Source organism: Flavobacterium sp. 103 (genome assembly GCF_003096795.1).
In the GTDB taxonomy this organism is placed as follows: domain Bacteria; phylum Bacteroidota; class Bacteroidia; order Flavobacteriales; family Flavobacteriaceae; genus Flavobacterium.
In genome coordinates, this window is the sequence record NZ_QENX01000001.1 from 2,779,175 (window position 1) to 2,803,325 (window position 24,151).

Below are 24,151 nucleotides of genomic sequence, written 5' to 3' on the forward strand. Positions count from 1 at the left end.
ATGTTACAGCCTAAAAGAACAAAATACCGTAAGGTACAAAAAGGTAAAATGAAAGGAAATTCTCAAAGAGGACATGAACTTTCTAATGGAATGTTTGGTATTAAATCTGTACATGAAGATGGAATGTTCTTAACCTCTCGTCAAATCGAAGCTGCACGTATCGCTGCAACTCGTTTTATGAAAAGAGAAGGACAATTATGGATCAAAATATTTCCAGACAAACCTATCACTAAGAAACCTCTTGAGGTACGTATGGGTAAAGGTAAAGGTGCCGTTGAATATTGGGCTGCCGTTGTTAAACCCGGAAGAATTATGTTTGAAGTTGGAGGAGTTCCTTTGTCAGTTGCAAAAGAGGCGTTGCGTCTTGCAGCACAAAAGCTTCCAGTAAAAACTAAATTCGTTATTGCTAGAGATTTCGAAGCATAATCTATATTATATTATGAAACAATCAGAAATAAAAGATCTTTCTGCAGCGGAGTTGCAAGAAAAACTTAGCCAGACTAAGAAGGCATATGCCGACCTAAAAATGGCTCACGCTATTTCTCCAATTGAGAATCCACTTCAAATTAGAAGTGTAAGAAGAACAGTTGCTAGATTAGCTACAGAACTTACTAAAAGAGAGTTACAATAATTGTATTCTGCTGAAAGATGGAAGAAAAAAGAAATTTAAGAAAAGAAAGAGTTGGGGTTGTTACTTCAAACAAAATGGATAAATCCATTGTGGTTGCTCAGGTAACTAAAGTAAAACACCCATTATACGGTAAGTTCGTGTTGAAAACAAAGAAATTTGTTGCACATGACGAAACAAACGACTGTAACATAGGAGATACTGTAAGAATTAGCGAAACGCGTCCTTTGAGTAAATCAAAATGTTGGAGATTAGTTGAAATCCTAGAAAGAGCTAAATAATTATGGTACAACAAGAATCAAGACTAAAAGTAGCAGATAACACGGGAGCAAAAGAAGTTTTAACTATCCGTGTTTTAGGAGGTACCAAAAGAAGGTATGCCTCTGTTGGAGACAAGATTGTAGTATCTATAAAAGACGCAACACCTAACGGAAACGTTAAAAAAGGTGCTGTTTCAACTGCAGTTGTTGTACGTACCAAAAAAGAAGTGAGAAGAGCTGATGGTTCTTATATCCGTTTCGATGATAATGCTTGTGTTCTTTTGAATGCTGCAGGTGAAATGAGAGGAACACGTGTTTTTGGTCCGGTAGCAAGAGAACTTCGTGAAAAACAATTCATGAAAATTGTATCATTAGCACCAGAAGTGCTTTAATTCGTTTTAAGATGATAAAGCTAAAAATAAAATCAGGAGACATCGTAAGAGTAATTGCTGGAGACCATAAAGGTGCTGAAGGTAAAGTTTTGCGTGTTTACCGTGAGAAAAACAAAGCAATTGTTGAAGGTGTAAACATGGTTTCTAAACATACGAAACCTAGTGCAAAAAGCCCTCAAGGTGGTATTGTAAAGAAAGAAGCTTCTATTCAAATTTCTAATATCTCTCTAATTGATCCTAAAACTAAGGAGACAACAAGAGTGGGTATCAGAGTTGAAGGAGATAAGAAAGTAAGATTTTCAAAAAAATCTAATCAAGTACTATAGTAATGGCATATATACCTAGACTAAAAGAAGAATATAAGAGTAGAGTTATCTCTGCTCTTAAAGAAGAATTCGGTTACACAAACGTAATGCAAGTTCCAAAATTGGAAAAAATCGTTTTGAGTAAGGGAGTTGGTGCAGCAGTATCTGATAAAAAATTGATTGACTATGCAGTTGATGAATTGACAAAGATAACTGGACAAAAAGCAGTATCTACTATCTCAAAGAAAGACGTTGCGTCTTTCAAATTGAGAAAAGGGATGCCTATTGGAGCAAAAGTTACTTTGCGCGGAGAAAGAATGTATGAGTTTTTAGATAGACTTATTACTTCTGCATTGCCACGTGTTAGAGATTTCAGTGGTATTAAAGCAACTGGTTTTGACGGTAGAGGAAACTATAATTTAGGTGTTTTAGAGCAAATCATTTTCCCTGAAATTGATATTGACAAAGTAAATAAAATATCTGGAATGGACATTTCTTTTGTAACTACTGCAAAAACAGATAAAGAAGCAAAGTCATTGTTGGCTGAATTAGGTTTACCTTTTAAAAAGAATTAAGATATGGCTAAAGAATCAATGAAAGCCCGTGAGGTTAAGAGAGAAAAAACGGTAGCTAAGTATGCTGAGAAAAGAAAAGCTTTGTTAGAAGCTGGAGATTTCGTAGGTTTGCAAAAATTACCGAAAAATGCTTCGCCAGTTCGTTTGCACAATCGTTGCAAATTGACAGGTAGACCAAGAGGGTATATGCGTCAATTCGGTATTTCACGTGTTACATTCCGTGAAATGGCTAACAATGGATTGATACCGGGTGTTAAAAAAGCATCTTGGTAGAAAAAATATTCAGACGTGAGTAATCACGTCTGTTTTTCACATTTATAAACTGGTTAAAGGTTCAGTTAATGTAGTATTAATTGAAAACCATAGCCGCAAATCAATACATATGTATACAGATCCAATTGCAGATTATTTGACGAGAGTTAGAAACGCTGTGGCTGCAAACCACAAAGTTGTCGAAATTCCAGCATCTAATCTAAAAAAAGAGATAACAAAGATCTTATTTGATCAAGGTTATATCTTAAGTTACAAATTTGAAGACAACGCTGTTCAGGGGTCTATCAAAATTGCTTTGAAGTATGATAAAGATACTAAAGAGCCAGTAATCAAAGATATCCAAAGAATTAGTAAACCAGGTTTACGTAAGTACGCAGGTGCTTCTAAAATCCCAAGAATCCTTAACGGATTAGGAATTGCTATTGTTTCAACTTCAAAAGGGTTGATGACAGGAAAACAAGCCAAGCAATTAAATGTTGGTGGAGAAGTAATTTGTTACGTATACTAATTTTAAAGACTATATAAGATGTCAAGAATAGGTAAAAGCCCAGTAACAATACCAGCTGGTGTAACTATTACAGTTGCCGACGGTGTTATTACAGTAAAAGGAAAAAACGGTCAACTTACACAGGAGTTTTCGGACGTAACTGTAACGGTTGAAGGAGATCAAGTTCTAGTAGAAAGATCTTCTGATCATAAAGACCAAAGAGCAAAACACGGTTTGTACAGATCTTTAATTAATAACATGGTTATTGGTGTAACAGAAGGTTTTACAAAATCTTTAGAATTGGTTGGAGTTGGTTATAGAGCTTCAAATCAAGGACAAAAGTTAGATTTAGCGCTTGGGTTCTCTCACAATATTATTTTAGAAGTAGCTCCAGAGGTAACTCTTGAAACTATATCTGAAAAAGGTAAAAACCCAATTGTAAAATTAACATCATTAGATAAACAACTTTTAGGTCAAGTTGCGGCAAAAATTAGAGGTTTCCGTAAGCCTGAGCCGTACAAAGGAAAAGGTGTTAAATTTGTAGGTGAAGTATTAAGAAGAAAAGCAGGTAAATCAGCTTAAAAAATAAGATTATGTCATTAACAAAACCTGAAAGAAGACAACGTATTAGATTCAGAATTAGAAAAACGATTAGTGGTACTGCTACTAACCCGAGACTATCTGTTTTTAGAAGTAACAAAGAAATTTACGCTCAATTGATTGATGATGTAAACGGAGTTACTATATTAGCTGCTTCTTCAAGAGAAAAAGAAATTGGAAAAGGTACGAACCTTGAAGTGGCAACTGCAGTTGGGAAACTAGTAGCAGAGAAAGCTTTAAAAGCTGGTATTGAAGTGATAACTTTCGATAGAGGAGGTTATTTATATCACGGTCGTATTAAATCATTAGCGGAAGGCGCAAGAGCGGCTGGACTTAAATTCTAATATATTATGTCTAAATACAAAAATATAGAGTTAGTAAAACCAAGTGGTCTTGAATTAAAAGATCGTTTGGTGAGTGTAAATCGTGTTACTAAGGTTACAAAAGGAGGTAGAGCTTTCGGTTTTTCTGCTATTGTAGTTGTAGGTGATGAAAATGGAGTTGTAGGTCATGGATTAGGAAAATCTAAAGACGTTTCTGAAGCAATTGCGAAAGCAGTAGAAGATGCAAAGAAAAATCTTGTGAAAATTCCTTTGAACGGACAATCAGTTCCTCACGAACAAAAAGGTAAATTTGGTGGTGCACGTGTATTCTTAATTCCTGCCTCTCATGGTACAGGAGTTATTGCTGGTGGAGCTGTTCGTTCAGTTCTTGAATCAGTAGGAATTCATGATGTATTATCTAAATCACAAGGATCTTCAAATCCTCACAACGTAGTGAAAGCAACTTTTGATGCTTTATTACAAATGAGAAGCGCTTACACTGTTGCAAAACAAAGAGGTGTTTCTTTAGAAAAAGTTTTTAAAGGTTAATTCAAGGAAATTATGGCTAAATTATTAGTAAAACAAGTTCGAAGCAAAATCAACTGTCCTCTTACTCAAAAAAGAGGTTTGGAAGCTTTAGGCCTACGTAAAATGGGACAAGTTGTAGAGCATGATTCAAATCCTGCTATCCTTGGGATGATAAATAAAGTTAAACACTTAGTTTCTGTTGAAGAAGCTAAATAACAAATACTGTTATGAATTTAAGTAACTTACAACCTGCTGAGGGTTCTACACACAATCAAAACAAAAGATTAGGTAGAGGTGAAGGTTCTGGTAAAGGTGGTACCTCTGCAAGAGGACACAAAGGAGCAAAATCTCGTTCTGGTTATTCTAAAAAGATTGGTTTTGAAGGAGGGCAAATGCCACTTCAAAGACGTGTACCTAAGTTTGGTTTCACTAACATCAATCGTAAAGAATACGAAGGTGTTAATCTTGATACTCTTCAATTATTAGTTGATAATGGAGTAATTACAGATACTGTTGATATGACAGTTTATGTAGCTAATCGTCTTGCTACCAAAAATGAAATCGTTAAGATTTTAGGTAGAGGAGAATTGAAAGCAAAATTAAAAGTAACTGCTCACAAATTTACTGCTACTGCAAAAGCTGCTATCGAAGCTGCTGGTGGAGAAGCTGTAATCATGTAATATTACAATTAAGATGAAGAAATTTATTGAATCAATAAGTAATGTTTGGAAAATAGAAGAACTAAAAAATAGAATTTTAATTACTTTAGGTCTACTTCTTGTTTATCGTTTTGGAGCTCATGTTACGCTTCCTGGGATTGATGCAACTCAATTAACAGGACTAGCTGGGCAAACAAAAAATGGATTAGGATCTATTCTAGACATGTTTACCGGAGGTGCATTTTCTAAGGCTTCAGTTTTTGCTTTGGGAATTATGCCTTATATTTCTGCATCTATTGTTGTGCAACTTATGGGAATTGCGATTCCTTATTTGCAAAAACTTCAGAGTGATGGAGAGAGTGGTAGAAAAAAAATCAATCAAATTACCCGTTGGTTAACTATTGTTATAACTTTAGTACAAGGACCAACTTATATCTACAATCTTTACAGAACTTTACCTAGTTCAGCTTTTATTTTAGGGTTTAACTCTTTTGAATTCTTATTTTCTTCAGTTGTAATCTTAGTTACTGGTACAATTTTTGCCATGTGGTTGGGAGAAAAAATAACTGATAAGGGAATTGGAAATGGAATTTCCCTTTTGATAATGGTTGGTATTTTGGCTAGGTTGCCACAAGCTTTTATTCAAGAATTTACCACAAGAGTAACTAACAATAATGGTGGACCAATGTTATTGGTTGTTGAAATCATTATCTGGTTACTTGTGATAATATCTTGTGTACTACTTGTTATGGCAATTAGAAAAATTCCAGTACAGTATGCTCGTCGTACGACATCTGGTGATTTCGAACAAGATATGATGGGTGGTAACAGACAATGGATTCCATTAAAGCTTAATGCAGCAGGTGTAATGCCTATAATATTTGCACAAGCTATTATGTTTATTCCTGCAGCTGTTGCTGGTTTATCTAAGTCAGATGCTTCTCAATCTGTTGTTGGTGCTTTTAGTAACATGTTCGGTTTTTGGTATAATTTAGTTTTTGCAACGTTAATAGTTGTATTTACTTTCTTTTATACAGCAATTACAGTTCCTACTAATAAGATGTCTGATGATTTAAAGAGAAGTGGTGGTTTTATACCAGGTATTAGACCGGGTGTTGAGACTTCAGATTATCTTGATAAAGTGATGTCTTTAATAACTTTTCCAGGATCTTTATTTCTTGCTTTGATAGCTGTGTTCCCAGCCATTGTTGTAAGTCTTATGGATGTTCAACAATCTTGGGCTATGTTTTTTGGAGGGACTTCATTGATAATTATGGTTGGAGTTGCAATAGATACTATTCAACAGATTAATTCATACTTGTTGAATAAACATTATGATGGTTTGATGAAAAGTGGTAAAAATAGAAAAGCAGTAGCTTAACTTATGGCAAAACAATCAGCAATAGAACAGGACGGATCAATCATTGAGGCATTGTCCAATGCAATGTTCCGTGTAGAGTTAGAAAATGGACATATTGTAATCGCTCATATTTCTGGAAAAATGCGTATGCATTACATCAAATTATTACCTGGTGATAAAGTGAAACTAGAAATGAGTCCTTATGATTTGTCAAAAGCAAGAATTACTTATAGATATTAAAGGATATTCACTATGAAAGTTAGAGCATCAGTAAAAAAGAGAAGTCCCGAGTGCAAAATTGTGCGTAGAAAAGGGAGATTGTACGTAATAAACAAAAAGAATCCTAGATTTAAACAAAGACAAGGATAATTATGGCAAGAATAGCAGGGGTAGATATCCCAAAAAATAAGAGAGGTGTTATAGCACTAACCTATATCTTCGGATTAGGAAGAAGTAGAGCAATTGAGATTTTAGAAAAAGCTCAAGTTAGCCAAGATAAAAAAGTTCAAGATTGGAATGATGACGAGATCGGAGCAATTCGTGAAGCTGTTGGAACATTCAAAATTGAAGGAGAATTACGTTCTGAAGTTTCTTTAAACATCAAACGTTTAATGGATATTGGATGTTATAGAGGTATTCGTCATAGATCAGGTCTTCCATTAAGAGGACAAAGAACTAAAAACAACTCTAGAACAAGAAAAGGTAAAAGAAAAACTGTTGCTAACAAGAAAAAAGCAACTAAATAATAAGTAATATGGCTAAAGCAACTGCAAAAAAACGTAAAGTTATCGTTGAATCAACGGGTGAAGCTCATATTTCTGCTACCTTCAATAACATCATCATTTCTTTGACTAACAAAAAAGGTGAAGTTATTTCTTGGTCTTCAGCTGGTAAAATGGGTTTTAGAGGTTCTAAAAAGAATACTCCATACGCAGCTCAAATGGCAGCAGAAGATTGTAGTAAAGTAGCTCTTGAGGCTGGACTTAAAAAAGTAAAAGTGTATGTTAAAGGACCAGGAAACGGACGTGAGTCTGCTATCCGTTCTTTGCATAACGGTGGAATTGAAGTTACAGAGATTATCGATGTTACTCCAATGCCCCACAATGGATGTCGTCCTCCAAAAAGACGTAGAGTTTAGTACTCAAAAATAATTATAGTATAACCTAGATTGAAAATAGATTATCGAAGGATAAGACCTGAATTCATAATCTCAATCTTAAACAATTTAAAATGGCAAGATATACTGGTCCTAGTACAAGAATCGCTCGTAAATTTGGCGAGGCAATTTTCGGAGACGATAAAGCTTTCGAAAAAAGAAATTACCCTCCTGGACAACACGGGATGGCAAAAAAAAGAGGAAAAAAATCTGAGTATGCTGTTCAGTTAATGGAAAAGCAAAAAGCTAAATATTCTTATGGAATTTTAGAAAAACAATTCAGAAATTTATTCGAAAAAGCATCAGCTACCAAAGGTGTAACTGGTGAAGTATTGTTACAATTATGCGAAGCTAGATTAGACAACGTTGTTTTTAGAATGGGTATTGCTCCTTCTAGAAGAGGTGCTCGTCAAATCGTTTCTCATCGTCACATTACTGTTAATGGAGAAAATGTTAACATTCCTTCTTACCACTTGAAACCAGGTGATGTAGTAGGTGTTCGTGAAAAATCTAAATCTTTAGAGGCTATCGAACGTTCTTTATCTAATTCAAGTCATGTTTATGAGTGGATTACTTGGAATAATGAAACTAAACAAGGTACATTTGTAAGCGTTCCTGCTAGACTTCAAATTCCAGAAAACATTAAAGAACAATTAATCGTAGAGTTGTACAACAAATAATAATTGACTTAGTCGAAATTTATGGCAATATTTAATTTTCAGAAGCCCGATAAAGTTATCATGATCGATTCAACCGATTTTGAAGGTAAATTTGAATTTAGACCTTTAGAACCTGGTTACGGATTGACTGTTGGTAATGCACTTAGAAGAGTTTTGCTTTCAGCATTAGAAGGTTATGCAATTACATCTGTTCGTATAGAAGGTGTAGATCATGAGTTTTCTACTATTTCAGGAGTTGTTGAGGACGTTACCGAAATTATTCTTAATCTTAAACAAGTACGTTTCAAACGTCAAATTGAAGATATAGATAATGAATCAGTTACTATTTCTGTTTCAGGTAAAGATCAATTAACAGCTGGTGATTTTCAAAAATTTATTTCAGGTTTCCAAGTTTTGAATCCAGAGCTTGTTATCTGTAATTTAGATAGTAAAATTAAACTGAATTTCGATTTAACTATCGAAAAAGGTAGAGGATATGTTCCTGCTGAAGAGAACAAAAAACAGAATGCTGCAATAGGAACTATTTTTACTGACTCAATTTTTACTCCTGTAAAAAATGTGAAGTATGCAATTGAAAACTTCCGTGTAGAGCAAAAAACAGATTATGAGAAATTGGTTTTTGAAATTAAAACTGATGGTTCAATCAATCCTAAAGATGCTCTTACTGAAGCTGCAAAAGTTTTAATTCACCATTTCATGTTGTTTTCTGATGAAAGAATTACACTAGAGGCTGACGAAATTGCACAAACAGAATCTTATGATGAAGAGTCATTACACATGAGACAATTGCTTAAAACTAAGCTTGTTGATATGGATCTTTCTGTTAGAGCATTAAATTGCTTGAAAGCGGCTGAAGTTGATACACTTGGTGATTTAGTATCGTTCAATAAAAATGACCTAATGAAATTCCGTAATTTCGGTAAAAAATCTTTAACTGAACTAGACGAACTAGTTGCAATTAAGAATTTAACCTTCGGTATGGATTTAGCAAAATACAAACTAGATAAAGAATAATCTAATCCCGCTTGCGGGGTTAAATTTCATAAAGCAATGAGACACGGAAAAAAATTCAATCACTTAAGCAGACAGACTGCACATAGAAGTTCTATGTTGGCAAATATGGCTTGTTCTCTTATCGAGCACAAACGTATTAACACTACTGTTGCTAAAGCTAAAGCACTTAAACAATTCGTTGAGCCGCTTATAACAAAATCAAAATCTGATACTACTCACAATCGTCGTATCGTTTTTGCTTACTTACGTAGTAAATATGCAGTAACTGACTTGTTCAGAGATGTTGCAGCGAAAGTAGGAGATCGTCCAGGAGGATACACTCGTATCATTAAAGTTGGAAATCGTTTAGGAGATAATGCTGATATGGCAATGATCGAATTAGTAGATTTTAATGAACTTTACAACGGAGGTAAAAAAGAAGTTAAAAAAGCAAAAAGCCGTCGTGGTGGAAAAGCTAAAAAGGCAGATGAGGCTACTGAAGCTCCAGCTGATGAAGCAGAACCTACAACTGACGCAGCTGAATAATTATGAAAATAATCATTCGATAATAATCAAGGATAAGCTATTTATAGTTTATCCTTTTTTTTTGATTTTTTTATAAAGAAATAAGCAAGTATTGCGACTGCAGTTATTGATTAGTAATCGAATAGGTGCTTTGCATGTTAGTTTTTTTTGGATAAAGTATTTTGTCATTTTTAAACATTTTACTATCATTTTGTTACTCTCTAACATTGAGTTTCAAATAGGCTTAATTATTCATAAAAAACGTTGCGTCCACTGTTTTAAAAATTTAAATTTGCACAATATTAAATTACACATGAAATATACAACACGAAAAAGCGCTATTCTTTTATTAAGTGACGGAACCATATTCCACGGTAAATCAATTGGAATAAGCGGAAAAACTTTTGGGGAAGTTTGTTTTAATACCGGTATGACTGGATATCAAGAGATTTTTACAGATCCTTCCTATTTTGGTCAATTAATGGTTGCAACAAATGCTCATATTGGAAACTATGGGGTAAATGACAAAGAAGTTGAATCTAGTAGTATAAAAATTGCTGGTTTGGTTTGTAAAAATTTTAGTTTTAATTATTCTAGAGTTGATTCGTCAGGGAGTTTAGAAAATTATTTTATTAAACAAAATTTGATTTGTATCTCAGATGTCGATACCCGTGCATTAGTAAGTTACATACGTGAAAATGGAGCTATGAATGCTGTCATCTGTACAGATGATACCCCTATTGAAGAATTGAAAGTATTATTAGCGGAAGTTCCTGATATGAAAGGTCTAGAATTAGCTTCTAAAGTTTCTACTCTAGAACCATATTTTTATGGAGATGAAAATGCAACTTATAAAATTGCAGCTTTAGATTTAGGTATTAAAGAGAACATCCTGCGCAACTTAGCCAAAAGAGATTGTTATATAAAGGTTTTTCCTTACAATGCGAGCTACGCCGAATTAGCTTCTTTTAATCCGGATGGGTTTTTCTTGTCAAACGGACCTGGAGATCCAGATCCTTTGGATAGTGCTATACAAGTAGCAAAAGAGATTATTCAAAATAACAAACCTTTATTTGGTATTTGTCTAGGGCATCAAGTTATCGCCTTGGCAAATGGTGTTTCAACATACAAAATGTTTAACGGACATAGAGGAATTAATCATCCGGTAAAAAACATAATAACAGGTAAAGGTGAAATTACTTCGCAAAATCATGGATTTGCCGTAAATAAGGAAGAACTAGATAATCATCCTGATTTAGAAATTACACATTTGCATTTGAATGATGGAACTGTAGCTGGTATGAGAATGAAAAACAAAAATTGTTTCTCTGTACAATATCATCCAGAAGCAAGTCCAGGACCGCACGATTCTTCTTATCTTTTTGACCAGTTTATTGAAAATATCAAATCTGTATAAGACTAAAACGTTATCGTTAATAAATAAAAGTATATTAACGTTTTTGGAATAAAGACTTATGATTTTTTTTACTTAATTTTGAGTAAAATACAAATTAATAACATAAAAAATAAGAATAATGAGTATTATTATTAAAATTCACGCAAGACAAATTTTTGATTCAAGAGGAAATCCTACAGTAGAAGTTGATGTAATTACTGAGAATGGAGTATTGGGAAGAGCTGCTGTTCCTTCTGGAGCATCTACAGGAGCGCATGAAGCACATGAGTTACGTGATGGAGGTAAAGCCTTCTTAGGAAAAGGAGTTTTGAAAGCGGTTGAAAATGTAAATACTAAAATTGCTGAAGAATTAGTTGGGACTTCTATTTTTGAACAAAATCTTATAGATCAAATGATGATTGATTTAGATGGTACTCCAACTAAATCAAACTTAGGAGCAAATGCTATTTTAGGAGTTTCTTTGGCGGTTGCTAAAGCTGCAGCTGAAGAGCTAGGATTGCCTTTATACAGATATGTTGGTGGTGTTTCTGCAAATACTTTGCCTTTGCCAATGATGAATATTATCAATGGTGGTTCTCATTCTGATGCGCCTATCGCTTTCCAAGAATTTATGATTATGCCAGTTAAGGCTACTTCTTTTGCTCAAGCTTTACAAATGGGAACAGAAATTTTCCACAACCTTAAAAAAGTATTACATGACAGAGGTCTTTCTACGGCTGTTGGTGATGAAGGAGGTTTTGCCCCAACGTTAGCTGGTGGTACGGAAGATGCTTTAGATACAATCAAAAAAGCGGTTGAGGCTGCTGGTTATACTTTCGGAGAAGATATTATGGTTGCTTTGGATTGTGCTTCATCTGAATTTTACAAAGATGGTAAGTATGACTATTCTAAATTTGAAGGTCCTACAGGTAAAATCAGAACATCTGCTGAACAAGTAGATTATTTAGCTGAATTAGCTGCTAAATATCCAATTATATCTATTGAAGATGGAATGGATGAAAATGACTGGGATGGATGGAAATTATTAACCGAAAAAATTGGTGATAAAGTTCAATTAGTTGGAGATGATTTGTTTGTAACTAATGTTGACCGTTTGTCAACTGGTATCGAAAAAGGAATTGCTAATTCTATTTTGATAAAAGTAAATCAAATTGGTACTTTGAGTGAAACAATTGCAGCAGTTAATATGGCCAAAAATGCAGGTTATACTTCAGTTATGTCTCACCGTTCCGGAGAAACAGAAGATTATACTATTGCTGATTTGGCAGTTGCATTAAACTGTGGTCAAATTAAAACTGGATCTGCTTCACGTTCTGATCGTATGGCAAAATACAATCAACTATTAAGAATTGAAGAGGAATTAGGGAATTCTGCATATTTTCCTGGGAAAAAGGCATTCAAAATAAAGTAATTGTAATGAAATTATAGTAATTGAGCCATTCGTCTATGATGAATGGCTTTTTTATTGAATTTTTAACAAATTCAATGTTCAATTAGTTTTTAATTTAATGTGGAATTCCTTAGATTTGGTAAATTATAAATTAAATTTTATTTCATAAAAAAATATGTCAAAAATAGCAATATTAGAAATTGACGGCAATAAATTTGAGCTTCCTGTAATTGTAGGAAGTGAGAATGAAGCTGCTGTTGATATTAGTAAATTACGAGATATGTCTGGCGTAATTACCCTTGATCCAGGGTATAAAAATTCTGGTTCTTGTAAAAGTGAAATTACCTTTTTGGATGGTGAACTTGGAATTTTACGTTATAGAGGGTATTCAATTGAAGAATTAGCCGAGAAATCTCATTTTTTAGAAGTTTCATATTTAATAATATTTGGTGAATTGCCTTCTACTGAAAGATTGGAGCAATTTGAAAATGACATTCGAAAATTCACTTTAGTGAGTGAAGAAATGAAGATTATTTTGGACGGTTTTCCAAGAACGGCTCACCCTATGGGAGTGTTATCTGCTTTGACAAGTGCTTTGACTGCTTTTAATCCAAAATCAGTAGATGCGGATAATGAAAAAGATATGTATGATGCAGTTTGTAAAACTATTGCTAAATTTTTAGTTATTGCTACTTGGACTTATAGAAAAAGTATGGGATATCCATTGAATTATTATGATAATACAATTGGGTATGTTGAGAATTTTATGAATTTGATGTTTAAATTGCCTACTGGGCCATATACTGCAGATCCAATTGTTATTGATGCATTAGATAAATTATTTATTCTTCATGCAGATCATGAACAAAACTGCTCTACTTCAACAGTGAGAATGGTAGGTTCATCACATGCTGGTCTTTTTGCTTCAATATCTGCAGGAGTCTCTGCTTTATGGGGGCCATTACACGGTGGTGCAAACCAAGCTGTTCTAGAAATGTTGGAAGAAATTCATGCTACAGGGGGAGACGCAGAGAAATATTTAGCGAAAGCCAAAGATAAAAATGATCCTTTTAGATTGATGGGTTTTGGACATAGAGTTTATAAAAACTTTGATCCAAGAGCAAAAATAATCAAGAAAGCTGCTGATGAAGTGCTTGCGACTTTGGGAGTAAATGATCCTATTCTTGAAATTGCTAAAAAACTGGAAGTTTCGGCATTAGAAGACGAGTATTTTAAATCAAGAAATTTGTATCCTAACGTTGATTTTTATTCAGGTATTATTTATAGAGCTTTAGGAATTCCAACAGATATGTTTACTGTATTATTTGCAATTGGTAGATTGCCAGGTTGGATTGCTCAATGGAAAGAAATGAGAGAAAACAAAGAACCAATAGGAAGACCAAGGCAGATATATACTGGGTATCCTTTGAGAGAATATGTTAAATCATAAATCTTAAATAGATTATTAGAGCTTCACTTTACGGTGGAGCTTTTTTTTTTATCTTTGGCAAAAGTTATAAAAATGCTAGAATTAAACATAAAAAATGAGACCTCAAAATTGAGGCTAGTGGTGTTAGGTTCTGCTGTTAACAATGGTCCTACGCCAAAGGCGGAAGAAGCTTATGATCCTAAATCTTTAGAGCATATTTTAGCCAATACCTACCCGATAGAAGCTGATATGGTGGTTGAAATGGAAGCCTTTAATTCAGTATTCCAAAAATACGGAGTAACTGTTTTGCGTCCAGAAATGATCGAAAATTACAATCAGATATTTGCTAGAGATATTGGTTTTGTAATAGATGATACTTTTGTCAAATCAAATATTTTACCAGATCGCGAACGCGAATTGGATGCTATTCAATATGTAATTGATCAAATGAATCCTGCAAAAGTTGTTCGTCCTCCCGAAGAAGTTCATATTGAGGGAGGAGATGTAATGCTCTGGAATGATTATATTTTTGTTGGGACCTATAAAGGAAGTGATTATTCAAGTTATGTAACCGCTAGGACTAATTGGCAAGGAGTAAATTTTATAAAAGAGTTATTTCCAAATAAGATTGTAAAAGATTTTGATTTGGTTAAATCAAGAATTGAAGCTCGCGATAATGCTTTGCATCTTGATTGTTGCTTTCAGCCAGTGGGAAAAGACAAAGGGATTATATACAAAAGAGGATTTAGGGAAGAAGCAGATTATATGTTTCTAGTAAATCTTTTTGGAAAAGAAAACTTGTTTCATATTACACGTGATGAAATGTATAATATGAATTCCAATGTATTTTCGATAGACACAAATGTTGTTGTTTCTGAAAAGAATTTTACAAGATTAAATAATTGGCTTAGAGCTAATGGGTTTACAGTAGAAGAAATTCCTTATGCAGAAATTGCAAAGCAAGAGGGATTATTGCGATGTTCTACTTTGCCATTAATAAGAGATTAACAATTCGTTTTGGGTTTTATTGTTTAACTTTAGGCAATAGATTTTTTTAATGATAATACCATAAAAATATGAAATGAGCATAATTGATTATTGGTCGCTAGTGCTAATGATGATATGCGAATTACATATGACCATAAAAAAAAACAATAAATATCAACATATGAAACAAACAACAAACTCCATTTTGATGATTCGGCCAGTTGCATTCCGTATGAATGAGCAAACAGCAGTGAATAATTATTATCAAAAAGTTTTAGATGGTCTTTTGCCCGCAACTGTAAATGCAAAAGCGCAACAGGAATTTGATGTTTTTGTTGAGAAGCTTCGCTCGGTTGGGGTCGATGTAACGGTGGTTGATGATAAAGAAAATTCAGATACGCCAGACAGTATTTTTCCAAACAATTGGATTTCTTTTCATGAGAACGGGGATGTGGCGTTATATCCTATGTTTGCAGAGAATCGTCGTCTGGAACGTCGTGAAGATATTTTGGATACTCTGGAAGAAAAAGGATTTATAATCGATAACATTATGGATTATACTTCTGCCGAAGAAGATGGTTTTTTCTTGGAAGGTACAGGAAGTTTATTATTGGACAGGGAGAATGGAAAGGCTTATTGTGCGCTTTCTCCAAGAGCTGATGAAGAGCTGTTTATTGAGTTTTGTGAAGATTTTGAATTTACACCTGTAATTTTTGAAGCCTTTCATACTGTTAATAACGAACGAAAGCTAATTTATCATACCAATGTAATGATGTGTATTGGAGAGACTTTTGCCGTTATTTGTGCGGATTGTATCGACGATAAAAAAGAGCGAAAAATGGTTCTTGAAAGCCTTAAAGGTGACGAAAAAGAAATTATTTTGATTACCGAAGAGCAAGTGAATAACTTTGCAGGAAACATGCTTGAAGTAAAAGGGGCCGATGATAGAAGGTATTTGGTAATGAGTACTTCAGCCCATCAAAGTTTGACAAAAAAACAAATTGCTCAATTAGAAGAGCATGTAACTATTTTGAGTTCAAGTTTAGATACTATCGAAGCTTGTGGCGGTGGAAGTGCCCGCTGTATGATGGCAGAAATTTTCCTACCGAGAGAATAAAATATAAAAGTTTAAAATAAAAAATTCCAAATTCCAATTGCTGACAACGATTGGAATTTGGATTTTTTTATTGCTAATTTTAGGATTACATCAAATTACTTTTGATGATATTGATAAGGGCACTTACAATGTATTGAATGCCAATTGCAATAACTATAAAGCCTACAATTCTTGAAATTGCTACTATCCCAGAGGCGCCAAGTATTTGGGCCAGATAATGTGCACTTCTCAGAATAATAAAAATTGCAATCGCAATTGCCAATATGGCTAGTGAGGCAATTATAAGTTCATTAGTGGAATTATGTTCTTGGTAAAATGCAATTAAAAGGGAAATAGAACCTGGGCCGGCAAGCATTGGGATAGCTAATGGTGTCAAAGCAATGTCATTTCGTTTTTGAGCGTCGGTTTCTATTTTTTTATTGATCCCTCGCTTTTTGTTGAACTTTCCTGAAAGTAAGGAAAAGCCAGAACTTACAATGATTAAACCGCCAGCAATTCGAAGGGAATCAATACTAATGCCAAAAAAACTCAAAACATACTTTCCAATAAAAAACGAAATAATAAGGATTAAAAATACATTTATGGAAGTCCATAATGAAATTCTTGAACATTCTTGTTTGGAGTCGCCTTGAGTTAGACCTACAAAGATTGGAACGGTTCCTATGGGATTTAAAACAGAAAATAAAGCAACAAATAAGTAAATAAATAAATCCATCCAGTTTTGGTTTTTGATTGTAAAATTACGAATTTATGTATAAATAACTTTAAACAAGAGTTATGTAATTGTTTATTTCATTAAATGCCGGAATCAATTACGGAATTAGTTAAAAGGTGTAATGTTTGATGGCTATTTCTAGGTTTATGACAACTATTTAGTTAGTGCTTAATCCTTTTTGATTACTTTTGCACCTTATATTGAATTAAAATGATAAAAAATAAAAAAACCTTAGTTCTTGGAGCTACAACAAAACCAGAAAGGGCTGCATTCAAAGCTGTTGAAATGTTGGTTGCCAAAGGACATTCAGTTCTTGCATTAGGACAAAACGGTGGAGAAGTGGCTGGAATTAAAATAAATACCAAAGCGATTCCCGTTAAAAATATTGATACCATTTCGTTATACCTAAATCCAACTCGTCAAAGGGATTATTATAATTACATTGTCGATGCCAAGCCCAAACGTGTTTTATTTAACCCAGGAACCGAAAACCCAGAGTTTTATCAATTGTTGGAATTGAATAATATAAAATATGAAGCTGCGTGTACATTGGTTTTACTGACATTAAATAAATATTAATTTTTTAAGGATCTATTTACTTCGTCAGTTCGCTTTGCTCGTGTCCAGCTGTACGCTATATCCACGCAAAAAAGCGTGGGATGCCGCTTCCATCTGGGATAAACCATAACAATCAATAATCTTAATTGAAAGAATTTGATTTTTTGGAAATATTTGGCATTTGCTTAGTGCAAAAAAAGAGATGTCTTTGTTTATTTCAAAACGGATATATTGACTTTTAAAATAGATTCAATTTTCTAAATGGCAGTTTGTCAAATTGCTTACTTTTGTATCCATGGAATTTTCTTCAAAACTAATAGAAAAAGCAGTTAATGAAATGGCTCAATTGCCAGGAATTGGCAAAAGAACTGCCTTGCGATTGGTTCTGCATATTTTAAAGCAACCCAAAGAACAGGCTGCTTTTTTAGCTCAAGCATTAGTTACAATGCGTGAGGAAATCAAATATTGCAATAGCTGCCATAATATATCAGATAGTGAAGTTTGTGAAATTTGTGCGAATCCTAGTAGGAACCATCAGATTATTTGTGTTGTTGAGGATATTCGAGATGTGATGGCAATCGAAAATACGGGACAATTTAGAGGAATCTACCATGTTTTAGGTGGTAAAATTTCTCCTATTGATGGAGTTGGGCCTAGTCAGCTTACCATTTCTAGGTTGGTAGAGAAAGTCAAGCTAGGTCAAGTCAAAGAGATAATATTTGCTTTAAGCTCAACAATGGAAGGAGATACCACCAATTTTTATATCTACAAACAGATAGCAGATTTGCCACTAGTAGTTTCAACAATAGCAAGAGGAATTGCTGTCGGAGATGAATTAGAATACGCAGATGAAGTTACTCTAGGGCGAAGTATACTGCAAAGGGTACCTTTTGAAAAATCATTAAAAAACAATTAAGTGGTTTATTAAGCATGATGCTTTTTTAATACTAATTGAAAAACTATATTTGTTACTAAATCAACACGAATGAACAAACGTTTACTCCTTATTTTTTTATTTATAGGTGTGTTATTTACATCCTGTATTCCAGTAAAGGATTTGGTTTATCTTCAAAAAAAAGATAATTCTTCCAATGAAGGACCAGTCGTAATGGTGGAATCAAAACCGTATCGTTTGCAAACCCACGATGTATTAAGTATCACTATCAAAGCCTCGGATCCAAAACTGGTAACTATTTTTAATCCAACCGTTAGTGGTTCTGAAACAGCCCAATCGGAATCTGGTTTGTATTTTGATGGATTCACTGTAGACGATCATGGAAATATTCGAATTCCTGTATTGGGAGAGATGAATGTTATGGGATTTACTTTAGAAGAAGTTCGTGTTAGTATTGAAAAACAATTATTGGCTGACTATTTTAAAGATAATGCCAGTATTTTTGTGGTAGTTAAATTAGCCGGTTTTCGATATACCATTAATGGGGAAGTAGGAAGTACAGGTACTAAAACTTTGTTTCAGGAAAAAGTAAATATAATGGAGGCTATTGCCAATGCAGGGGATATAACCACAACAGGGGATAGAAAAGCGGTAACGGTTATTAGACAAACTCCCAATGGAACCGAGATGAAGGATTTGGATTTAACCAATATTAATGTAATGAATTCGCCATATTACTTTTTGCAGCCTAACGATTATATTTATGTAAAACCGCTTAAACAAAAAACGTGGGGAACTGGCAGTACTGGAATTCAGTCTTTGACGACCCTTATTACATTATTATCTTTAGTTAGTACCACTTATTTGTTGCTTAAAAAATAAAATCAATTTTCCAATATGTTAGATATTAAAGATTTTTCGGTTTTTGAAAATCAGCCCAGTTTTGATTTCAAGGGGTTTTTAATAAAGATATTAAGTTATTGGAAATGGTTTTTGCTATCCGTAATTATAGCTTTAATGATTGCGTATCAGGTTAATATACGTAAAGAGAAGATTTATGGAATTGAAACCCTAATTTCGGTTAAGGAAGAAACCAATCCGCTTTTTACATCTAGTACCAACTTGGTTTTTAATTGGGGAGGTGCTTCAGATCAAATGCAGACTATCTCGACCACTTTGCAATCCCGCTCACACAATGAGTTGGTGGTTGATAAATTACAATTCTATATTGATTATTTGGTGCAAGGAGAATACAATCTTGTTGATGCTTATGGAGCTGTTCCGTTTCATCTTGATATTGATAAAAAGCAGGGCCAAGTAGTAGGGAATCTTATAGGAATTAAATTTATTACTGAAAATGAATATGAATTAAGAATCCCCTTTGAAGGAACATCTGTTTCGCTAATTCATTATTCCGATAATAGTTATAGTAATACATCAATTGTAGAGGGTGAATTTGTAAAAAAATACAAAGTTGGTCAAAAAGTATCTTTGCCTTTTTTGAATTGGACATTACAAATAAATGACAATCCCGGTTTGTACAAGGGAAATGAGTACTTTGTGAGATTCAATGACTTTGACGGTACAGTTGCAAATTATAGAAACATAAATGTCAGAACTGATGACAAAGGAAGTTCTATAATTACTTTGGGAATGCAAGGTACTAATAAAGCCCGAATGGTTGATTATCTGAATTCGACTGTAAAAATGCTGATTAAAAGACAGTTAGATAGTAAAAATCAATTTGCAACAAACACCATTAATTTTATTGATAGCACGCTTGTGGCAATGGAATCTCAGCTAAAACAGACGGGGGATGAGTTGAAAACTTTCAGAAAAGATAAAAATATTTATGATGTTGAAGAAGGAGGGGCAACTAAATTTTCAGATAAAATCCTTGACTTTGATGTTGAAAAAGATGCGATTAACCGAAAAATTGCCTATTATAATTCTTTAAAGTCTTATTTAAGAAATAGTGTTGATTATTCGAAATTACCTGCGCCTTCTGTGGCTGGAATTGAGGATCCCAATATTGTTGTTAATGTGTCCAAATTAATAGCTCTTTCTACTCAGCGATCGGAAATGGCTTATGCTGTAAAAAGTGAAAAAATATTTAGGGATTTTGATAATCAAATGGAAGCGGTCAAGAACGTTTTATTGGAAAATATCACTACTGCAAAAACTTCTGTGGAATATGATTTGACACTAGTAGAGAGCAAAATCAATCAAGCAGAAAGTAAAATAAAGCGTCTCCCTGATGACCAGCAAGAATTGATAAAAATCAAAAGAAAATACGACTTAAATGATAATATCTACAGCACTTTTCTCCAAAAAAGGAGTGAAGCTGATATTGTAAAAGCAGCTAATCTGTCGGACATTCATTTTATTGATTCAGCTAAAGATATTGGAGGAGGTCTTATAGGGCCTAAGACAGGGGTGAATTACGTGTTGGCTTTATTTTTAGGGTTTTTACTGCCTTTGTTGGTTATCGTTGTTATTTTCTTTATCAATAATACCATTCAAAATCCGGATGATATTAGTAAACTAACTAGTATTCCGTTGATTGGTATAGTTGGAATAAATAAGGATAATAATGATTTGGCCGTATTCGAAAAGCCAAAATCAGCCTTGTCAGAGTCCTTTAGGGCTATTCGTTCTTCTCTTCAGTTTTTGTACAAGAAGAGTAATGTCGCTGGAGCAAAAACATTAATGATAACGTCTTCGGTGAGTGGTGAAGGAAAAACATTTTGTTCCATAAACATTGCTACGGTTTTTGCTTTAAGCGAAAAAAAGACAGTGATCGTTGGTTTGGATTTAAGAAAACCAAAGCTGTTTGAAGAATTTAATTTGAACAATACATCCGGAGTTGTCAATTATTTGATTAAACAGAAAAGTTTGGATGAGATCGTAAATCATACTTCAGTTCCTTTTTTAGATGTAATATTTTCAGGACCTATACCTCCTAATCCATCTGAGTTGATTATGAGTGACGGAATGAAAGAATTGATAGAAGAACTAAAAACAAAATATGATTATATTATTTTGGACACGCCACCAGTTGGTTTGGTTGCCGATTCTCTTGAGTTGGCACAATATTGTGATGTTACTTTATACATTGTAAGGCAAAATTTCACTAAAAAGGAAATGATAACTTTACTAAATAATAGGGTAAATCGAGGAGAACTTCATAATACGAGCATTATTTTGAATGGTTTTGAAAACAAAGCCAAGTATGGAGGAGGTTATGGATACGGTTATGGTTATGGAAACGGCAATTATTCAAATGGTTATCATGAGAATGAAAAGAAAAAAAGCATCATTGATAGAATTGTAAGAAAAAAATAACGATAATATCCATTTTAAAATGAATTAAAATGACTGGAAATAACATGGAAAAAGTTCTAATTACGGGAGGAGCTGGATTTATTGGATCTAATTTATGTGAGTATTTTTTATCCAAAAAATACAAAGTAGTTTGTTTGGATAATTTTGCTACGGGTCATCGTCATAATTTAAAGGATTTCGTAAACAATGATAATTTCAATTTGATTGAAGGAGATATACGAAATTTAGAAACATGTCAACAAGCGGTAAAAGGTGTTGATTATGTATTGCATCAAGCTGCATTGGGTTCCGTACCCAGGTCGATAAATGACCCAATTACCACAAACGATGTGAATGTTTCCGGTTTTCTGAATATGTTAGTAGCGGCAAGAGACGCAAATGTTCAACGTTTTGTGTATGCGGCCAGTTCTTCAACTTATGGGGATTCTGTGGGGTTGCCAAAAGTAGAGGATGTAATTGGGAAGCCACTTTCTCCATATGCCATTACAAAATATGTAAATGAGTTGTATGCCGAAATTTTTAGTAGAACCTATGGATTGGAAACTATTGGGTTGCGTTATTTTAATGTTTTTGGGAGAAAACAGGATCCTAATGGTGCTTACGCAGCAGTTATTCCAAAGTTTGTTATGCAATTAATGCAGCACGAAAGTCCAAAAATAAATGGTGATGGGAATTATTCGCGGGATTTCACCTATATCGATAATGTAATTCAGATGAATGAGTTAGCAATGACTACAAAAAAGCCAGAAGCTGTAAATACTGTTTATAATACCGCTTTTGGCGATCGTAACACCTTGAATGATTTGGTAGGTTATTTGAAAACTTTTTTGGCAGAGTATGATCCAAAGATTGCTGATGTAGCAATTGAATATGGCCCAACTAGGGCGGGTGATATTCCCCATTCATTAGCCAGTATAGATAAAGCTAAAGTAATTTTAGGATATAATCCGAAATTTTCCTTGCAAGAAGGACTGAAGGAAGCTGTAGGCTGGTATTGGGAGAATCTTAGCAGATAATTAGGTAGCGGATTTCAGAACGCAGAATAAAGAACGCAGAATAAAGAATAAAGAATTGAGAAATAGAACAACAATATGAAAATTACAAAAATTTGTTGCATCGGGGCAGGATATGTTGGAGGACCAACCATGGCCGTTATAGCGCAAAAATGCCCTCACATTCAAGTTACAGTTGTAGATCTGAATACAGAAAGAATTGCGGCATGGAATGATGAGAATACAGATAATATTCCAATTTATGAGCCTGGATTGGATGCTATTGTTGCTGAAGCCAGAGGGAGAAACTTATTTTTTTCCACCGAAGTGGATAAGGCAATAAACGAAGCTCAAATTATTTTTATATCGGTAAATACGCCTACAAAAACCTACGGGAAAGGAAAAGGTATGGCTGCTGATTTGAAATATATTGAATTGTGTGCCAGACAGATTGCCAGAGTTGCCAAAAGCAATAAAATAGTTGTGGAAAAATCTACTTTACCAGTTCGTACTGCCGAGGCTATTAAAAGCATTCTTGACACTACCGGAAATGGAGTTCAGTTTCAGATTTTGTCAAATCCAGAATTTTTGGCCGAAGGTACTGCAGTTCAGGATTTATTAAATCCAGACCGTATTTTAATAGGGGGAGATACTACAGAAGAGGGACAAAAAGCAATTCAAGCTTTGGTTGATGTGTATTCTAATTGGGTAAGCCCAGAAAAAATATTGACTACCAATGTTTGGTCCTCCGAGTTATCCAAATTGACAGCTAATGCTTTTTTGGCACAAAGGATTTCATCTATCAATGCTATGTCTGAGCTTTGTGAAAAAACAGGAGCCGATGTCAATGAAGTTGCTAAAGCCATAGGAATGGATAGTCGTATAGGGCCTAAATTTCTGAAAGCTTCAGTGGGATTTGGTGGTTCTTGTTTTCAAAAAGACATATTGAATTTGGTTTATATTGCCAAATCATATGGGTTGCATGAAGTAGCTGATTATTGGGAACAGGTTATCATTATGAACGACCACCAAAAGCGTCGTTTCTCGAATAACATCGTGCAAACATTATACAATACTGTTGCCGATAAAAAGATTGCTTTTTTGGGTTGGGCTTTCAAGAAAGACACCAATGACACCAGAGAATCTGCGGCAATATATGTGGCTGATGATTTGATTAATGAACAGGCTAAAATAGCGGTATATGATCCTAAAGTGTCTCGTAAAAAGATACTTTCAGACTTGGATTATTTAGAAACGAGAGCAACAGAAGTAAATGAAAAAAGCATATTTACTTTTGATGATCCCTATTTATCTTGTGAAAAAGCGCATGCTATTGCTGTTCTTACGGAGTGGGATGAATTTGTAACTTACGATTGGCAAAAAATATATGATGGCATGCAAAAACCTGCTTTTATTTTTGATGGAAGAAATATATTGAATAAATCGGAATTGGAAAGTATTGGTTTTGTGTACCAGGCAATAGGTTCTTAATGTTCTTAAAGTATACTAAAAAGATGTATAAAATTTTCTTTTTTTATAGTATTGGACATCACCAAAAACAG

At 33.9% G+C, this 24,151-nt stretch carries 33 protein-coding genes; 32 read left to right on the forward strand and 1 reads right to left on the reverse strand.

What is annotated here, in order from left to right:
- The 26 genes from rplP to ctlX all read left to right on the forward strand — a co-directional run bounded on the left by rplP (nt 1) and on the right by ctlX (nt 16,084).
- Nucleotides 1-426, forward strand: a complete 426-nt coding sequence (gene rplP / locus C8C85_RS11445) for a 50S ribosomal protein L16 (protein WP_100433326.1) — start codon at nt 1-3, stop codon at nt 424-426.
- A 13-nt stretch (nt 427-439) separates the two neighbouring features.
- Complete coding sequence (gene rpmC, locus C8C85_RS11450) at nt 440-631, forward strand: 50S ribosomal protein L29 (protein ID WP_035668115.1); 192 nt, start codon at nt 440-442, stop codon at nt 629-631.
- Nucleotides 632-648: 17 nt separating this feature from the next.
- Nucleotides 649-909: a 30S ribosomal protein S17 gene (gene rpsQ, locus C8C85_RS11455; RefSeq protein WP_026707010.1), complete on the forward strand. Its 261-nt coding sequence runs from the start codon at nt 649-651 to the stop codon at nt 907-909.
- Between the two features lie 2 nt (nt 910-911).
- On the forward strand, nt 912-1,280 hold the full coding sequence (rplN, locus tag C8C85_RS11460; protein WP_007803649.1) for a 50S ribosomal protein L14: 369 nt from the start codon (nt 912-914) through the stop codon (nt 1,278-1,280).
- Between the two features lie 11 nt (nt 1,281-1,291).
- Complete coding sequence (rplX, locus tag C8C85_RS11465; RefSeq protein WP_035668111.1) at nt 1,292-1,606, forward strand: 50S ribosomal protein L24; 315 nt, start codon at nt 1,292-1,294, stop codon at nt 1,604-1,606.
- A gap of 2 nt (nt 1,607-1,608) precedes the next feature.
- Complete coding sequence (gene rplE / locus C8C85_RS11470) at nt 1,609-2,160, forward strand: 50S ribosomal protein L5 (RefSeq protein WP_077377755.1); 552 nt, start codon at nt 1,609-1,611, stop codon at nt 2,158-2,160.
- Nucleotides 2,161-2,163: 3 nt separating this feature from the next.
- Nucleotides 2,164-2,433 carry a 30S ribosomal protein S14 gene (gene rpsN, locus C8C85_RS11475; RefSeq protein ID WP_026707007.1) on the forward strand — a complete coding sequence of 90 codons (270 nt, stop codon included), beginning with the start codon at nt 2,164-2,166 and terminating at the stop codon, nt 2,431-2,433.
- A gap of 109 nt (nt 2,434-2,542) precedes the next feature.
- The gene (gene rpsH, locus C8C85_RS11480; protein WP_077377752.1) at nt 2,543-2,941 is read left to right on the forward strand and encodes a 30S ribosomal protein S8; all 399 of its coding nucleotides are present in this window, start codon (nt 2,543-2,545) and stop codon (nt 2,939-2,941) included.
- A gap of 18 nt (nt 2,942-2,959) precedes the next feature.
- Nucleotides 2,960-3,502, forward strand: coding sequence for a 50S ribosomal protein L6 (gene rplF, locus C8C85_RS11485; RefSeq protein ID WP_116797191.1), 543 nt, complete (start codon nt 2,960-2,962; stop codon nt 3,500-3,502).
- A gap of 11 nt (nt 3,503-3,513) precedes the next feature.
- Nucleotides 3,514-3,864 carry a 50S ribosomal protein L18 gene (rplR, locus tag C8C85_RS11490; protein WP_116797192.1) on the forward strand — a complete coding sequence of 117 codons (351 nt, stop codon included), beginning with the start codon at nt 3,514-3,516 and terminating at the stop codon, nt 3,862-3,864.
- A gap of 3 nt (nt 3,865-3,867) precedes the next feature.
- Nucleotides 3,868-4,392 (forward strand): 30S ribosomal protein S5, encoded by a 525-nt coding sequence (gene rpsE / locus C8C85_RS11495; protein ID WP_116797193.1) that lies wholly within the window; start codon nt 3,868-3,870, stop codon nt 4,390-4,392.
- 12 nt (nt 4,393-4,404) lie between these two features.
- Entirely contained in the window at nt 4,405-4,587 is a 183-nt protein-coding gene (gene rpmD, locus C8C85_RS11500; RefSeq protein WP_026706255.1) for a 50S ribosomal protein L30, read from the forward strand.
- Between the two features lie 11 nt (nt 4,588-4,598).
- The gene (gene rplO / locus C8C85_RS11505; protein WP_100433332.1) at nt 4,599-5,051 is read left to right on the forward strand and encodes a 50S ribosomal protein L15; all 453 of its coding nucleotides are present in this window, start codon (nt 4,599-4,601) and stop codon (nt 5,049-5,051) included.
- Nucleotides 5,052-5,064: 13 nt separating this feature from the next.
- Nucleotides 5,065-6,411 carry a preprotein translocase subunit SecY gene (gene secY, locus C8C85_RS11510; RefSeq protein WP_111411023.1) on the forward strand — a complete coding sequence of 449 codons (1,347 nt, stop codon included), beginning with the start codon at nt 5,065-5,067 and terminating at the stop codon, nt 6,409-6,411.
- A 3-nt stretch (nt 6,412-6,414) separates the two neighbouring features.
- A complete protein-coding gene (infA, locus tag C8C85_RS11515) occupies nt 6,415-6,630 on the forward strand; it encodes a translation initiation factor IF-1 (protein ID WP_007136545.1) in 216 nt (71 codons plus the stop codon).
- A 12-nt stretch (nt 6,631-6,642) separates the two neighbouring features.
- The gene (ykgO, locus tag C8C85_RS11520; RefSeq protein ID WP_008992256.1) at nt 6,643-6,759 is read left to right on the forward strand and encodes a type B 50S ribosomal protein L36; all 117 of its coding nucleotides are present in this window, start codon (nt 6,643-6,645) and stop codon (nt 6,757-6,759) included.
- A gap of 2 nt (nt 6,760-6,761) precedes the next feature.
- Nucleotides 6,762-7,136 (forward strand): 30S ribosomal protein S13, encoded by a 375-nt coding sequence (gene rpsM / locus C8C85_RS11525; protein ID WP_100433334.1) that lies wholly within the window; start codon nt 6,762-6,764, stop codon nt 7,134-7,136.
- Between the two features lie 8 nt (nt 7,137-7,144).
- Entirely contained in the window at nt 7,145-7,528 is a 384-nt protein-coding gene (gene rpsK / locus C8C85_RS11530; RefSeq protein ID WP_024981527.1) for a 30S ribosomal protein S11, read from the forward strand.
- 92 nt (nt 7,529-7,620) lie between these two features.
- A complete protein-coding gene (rpsD, locus tag C8C85_RS11535) occupies nt 7,621-8,226 on the forward strand; it encodes a 30S ribosomal protein S4 (protein ID WP_111411022.1) in 606 nt (201 codons plus the stop codon).
- Nucleotides 8,227-8,247: 21 nt separating this feature from the next.
- Nucleotides 8,248-9,240, forward strand: a complete 993-nt coding sequence (locus tag C8C85_RS11540) for a DNA-directed RNA polymerase subunit alpha (protein WP_035637337.1) — start codon at nt 8,248-8,250, stop codon at nt 9,238-9,240.
- A 36-nt stretch (nt 9,241-9,276) separates the two neighbouring features.
- Nucleotides 9,277-9,765 carry a 50S ribosomal protein L17 gene (rplQ, locus tag C8C85_RS11545; protein WP_116797194.1) on the forward strand — a complete coding sequence of 163 codons (489 nt, stop codon included), beginning with the start codon at nt 9,277-9,279 and terminating at the stop codon, nt 9,763-9,765.
- 292 nt (nt 9,766-10,057) lie between these two features.
- Entirely contained in the window at nt 10,058-11,161 is a 1,104-nt protein-coding gene (carA, locus tag C8C85_RS11550; RefSeq protein ID WP_116797195.1) for a glutamine-hydrolyzing carbamoyl-phosphate synthase small subunit, read from the forward strand.
- A 118-nt stretch (nt 11,162-11,279) separates the two neighbouring features.
- On the forward strand, nt 11,280-12,572 hold the full coding sequence (gene eno, locus C8C85_RS11555) for a phosphopyruvate hydratase (RefSeq protein WP_116797196.1): 1,293 nt from the start codon (nt 11,280-11,282) through the stop codon (nt 12,570-12,572).
- 154 nt (nt 12,573-12,726) lie between these two features.
- Complete coding sequence (locus C8C85_RS11560) at nt 12,727-14,001, forward strand: citrate synthase (protein WP_111411018.1); 1,275 nt, start codon at nt 12,727-12,729, stop codon at nt 13,999-14,001.
- A gap of 72 nt (nt 14,002-14,073) precedes the next feature.
- Nucleotides 14,074-14,988 carry a dimethylarginine dimethylaminohydrolase family protein gene (locus tag C8C85_RS11565; protein WP_116797197.1) on the forward strand — a complete coding sequence of 305 codons (915 nt, stop codon included), beginning with the start codon at nt 14,074-14,076 and terminating at the stop codon, nt 14,986-14,988.
- Nucleotides 14,989-15,148: 160 nt separating this feature from the next.
- Nucleotides 15,149-16,084, forward strand: a complete 936-nt coding sequence (gene ctlX / locus C8C85_RS11570; RefSeq protein ID WP_116798464.1) for a citrulline utilization hydrolase CtlX — start codon at nt 15,149-15,151, stop codon at nt 16,082-16,084.
- Nucleotides 16,085-16,169: 85 nt separating this feature from the next.
- Here the strand turns inward: ctlX and C8C85_RS11575 are convergent, their stop codons facing one another.
- Nucleotides 16,170-16,799 carry a MarC family NAAT transporter gene (locus tag C8C85_RS11575; protein WP_116797198.1) on the reverse strand — a complete coding sequence of 210 codons (630 nt, stop codon included), beginning with the start codon at nt 16,797-16,799 and terminating at the stop codon, nt 16,170-16,172.
- Nucleotides 16,800-17,012: 213 nt separating this feature from the next.
- Between C8C85_RS11575 and C8C85_RS11580 the strand changes: the two genes are divergently transcribed.
- From C8C85_RS11580 to C8C85_RS11605, 6 genes are all read left to right on the forward strand, one after another.
- Nucleotides 17,013-17,378 carry a CoA-binding protein gene (locus tag C8C85_RS11580; RefSeq protein ID WP_116798465.1) on the forward strand — a complete coding sequence of 122 codons (366 nt, stop codon included), beginning with the start codon at nt 17,013-17,015 and terminating at the stop codon, nt 17,376-17,378.
- 274 nt (nt 17,379-17,652) lie between these two features.
- On the forward strand, nt 17,653-18,273 hold the full coding sequence (gene recR / locus C8C85_RS11585; protein WP_116797199.1) for a recombination mediator RecR: 621 nt from the start codon (nt 17,653-17,655) through the stop codon (nt 18,271-18,273).
- 69 nt (nt 18,274-18,342) lie between these two features.
- Nucleotides 18,343-19,134, forward strand: a complete 792-nt coding sequence (locus tag C8C85_RS11590; protein ID WP_116797200.1) for a polysaccharide biosynthesis/export family protein — start codon at nt 18,343-18,345, stop codon at nt 19,132-19,134.
- Nucleotides 19,135-19,149: 15 nt separating this feature from the next.
- Complete coding sequence (locus C8C85_RS11595) at nt 19,150-21,597, forward strand: polysaccharide biosynthesis tyrosine autokinase (protein WP_116797201.1); 2,448 nt, start codon at nt 19,150-19,152, stop codon at nt 21,595-21,597.
- A 29-nt stretch (nt 21,598-21,626) separates the two neighbouring features.
- The gene (locus tag C8C85_RS11600; RefSeq protein ID WP_243412103.1) at nt 21,627-22,613 is read left to right on the forward strand and encodes an SDR family oxidoreductase; all 987 of its coding nucleotides are present in this window, start codon (nt 21,627-21,629) and stop codon (nt 22,611-22,613) included.
- A 75-nt stretch (nt 22,614-22,688) separates the two neighbouring features.
- Nucleotides 22,689-24,080, forward strand: a complete 1,392-nt coding sequence (locus tag C8C85_RS11605; RefSeq protein ID WP_116797202.1) for a UDP-glucose 6-dehydrogenase — start codon at nt 22,689-22,691, stop codon at nt 24,078-24,080.
- The last annotated feature ends 71 nt before the right edge of the window (nt 24,081-24,151 follow it).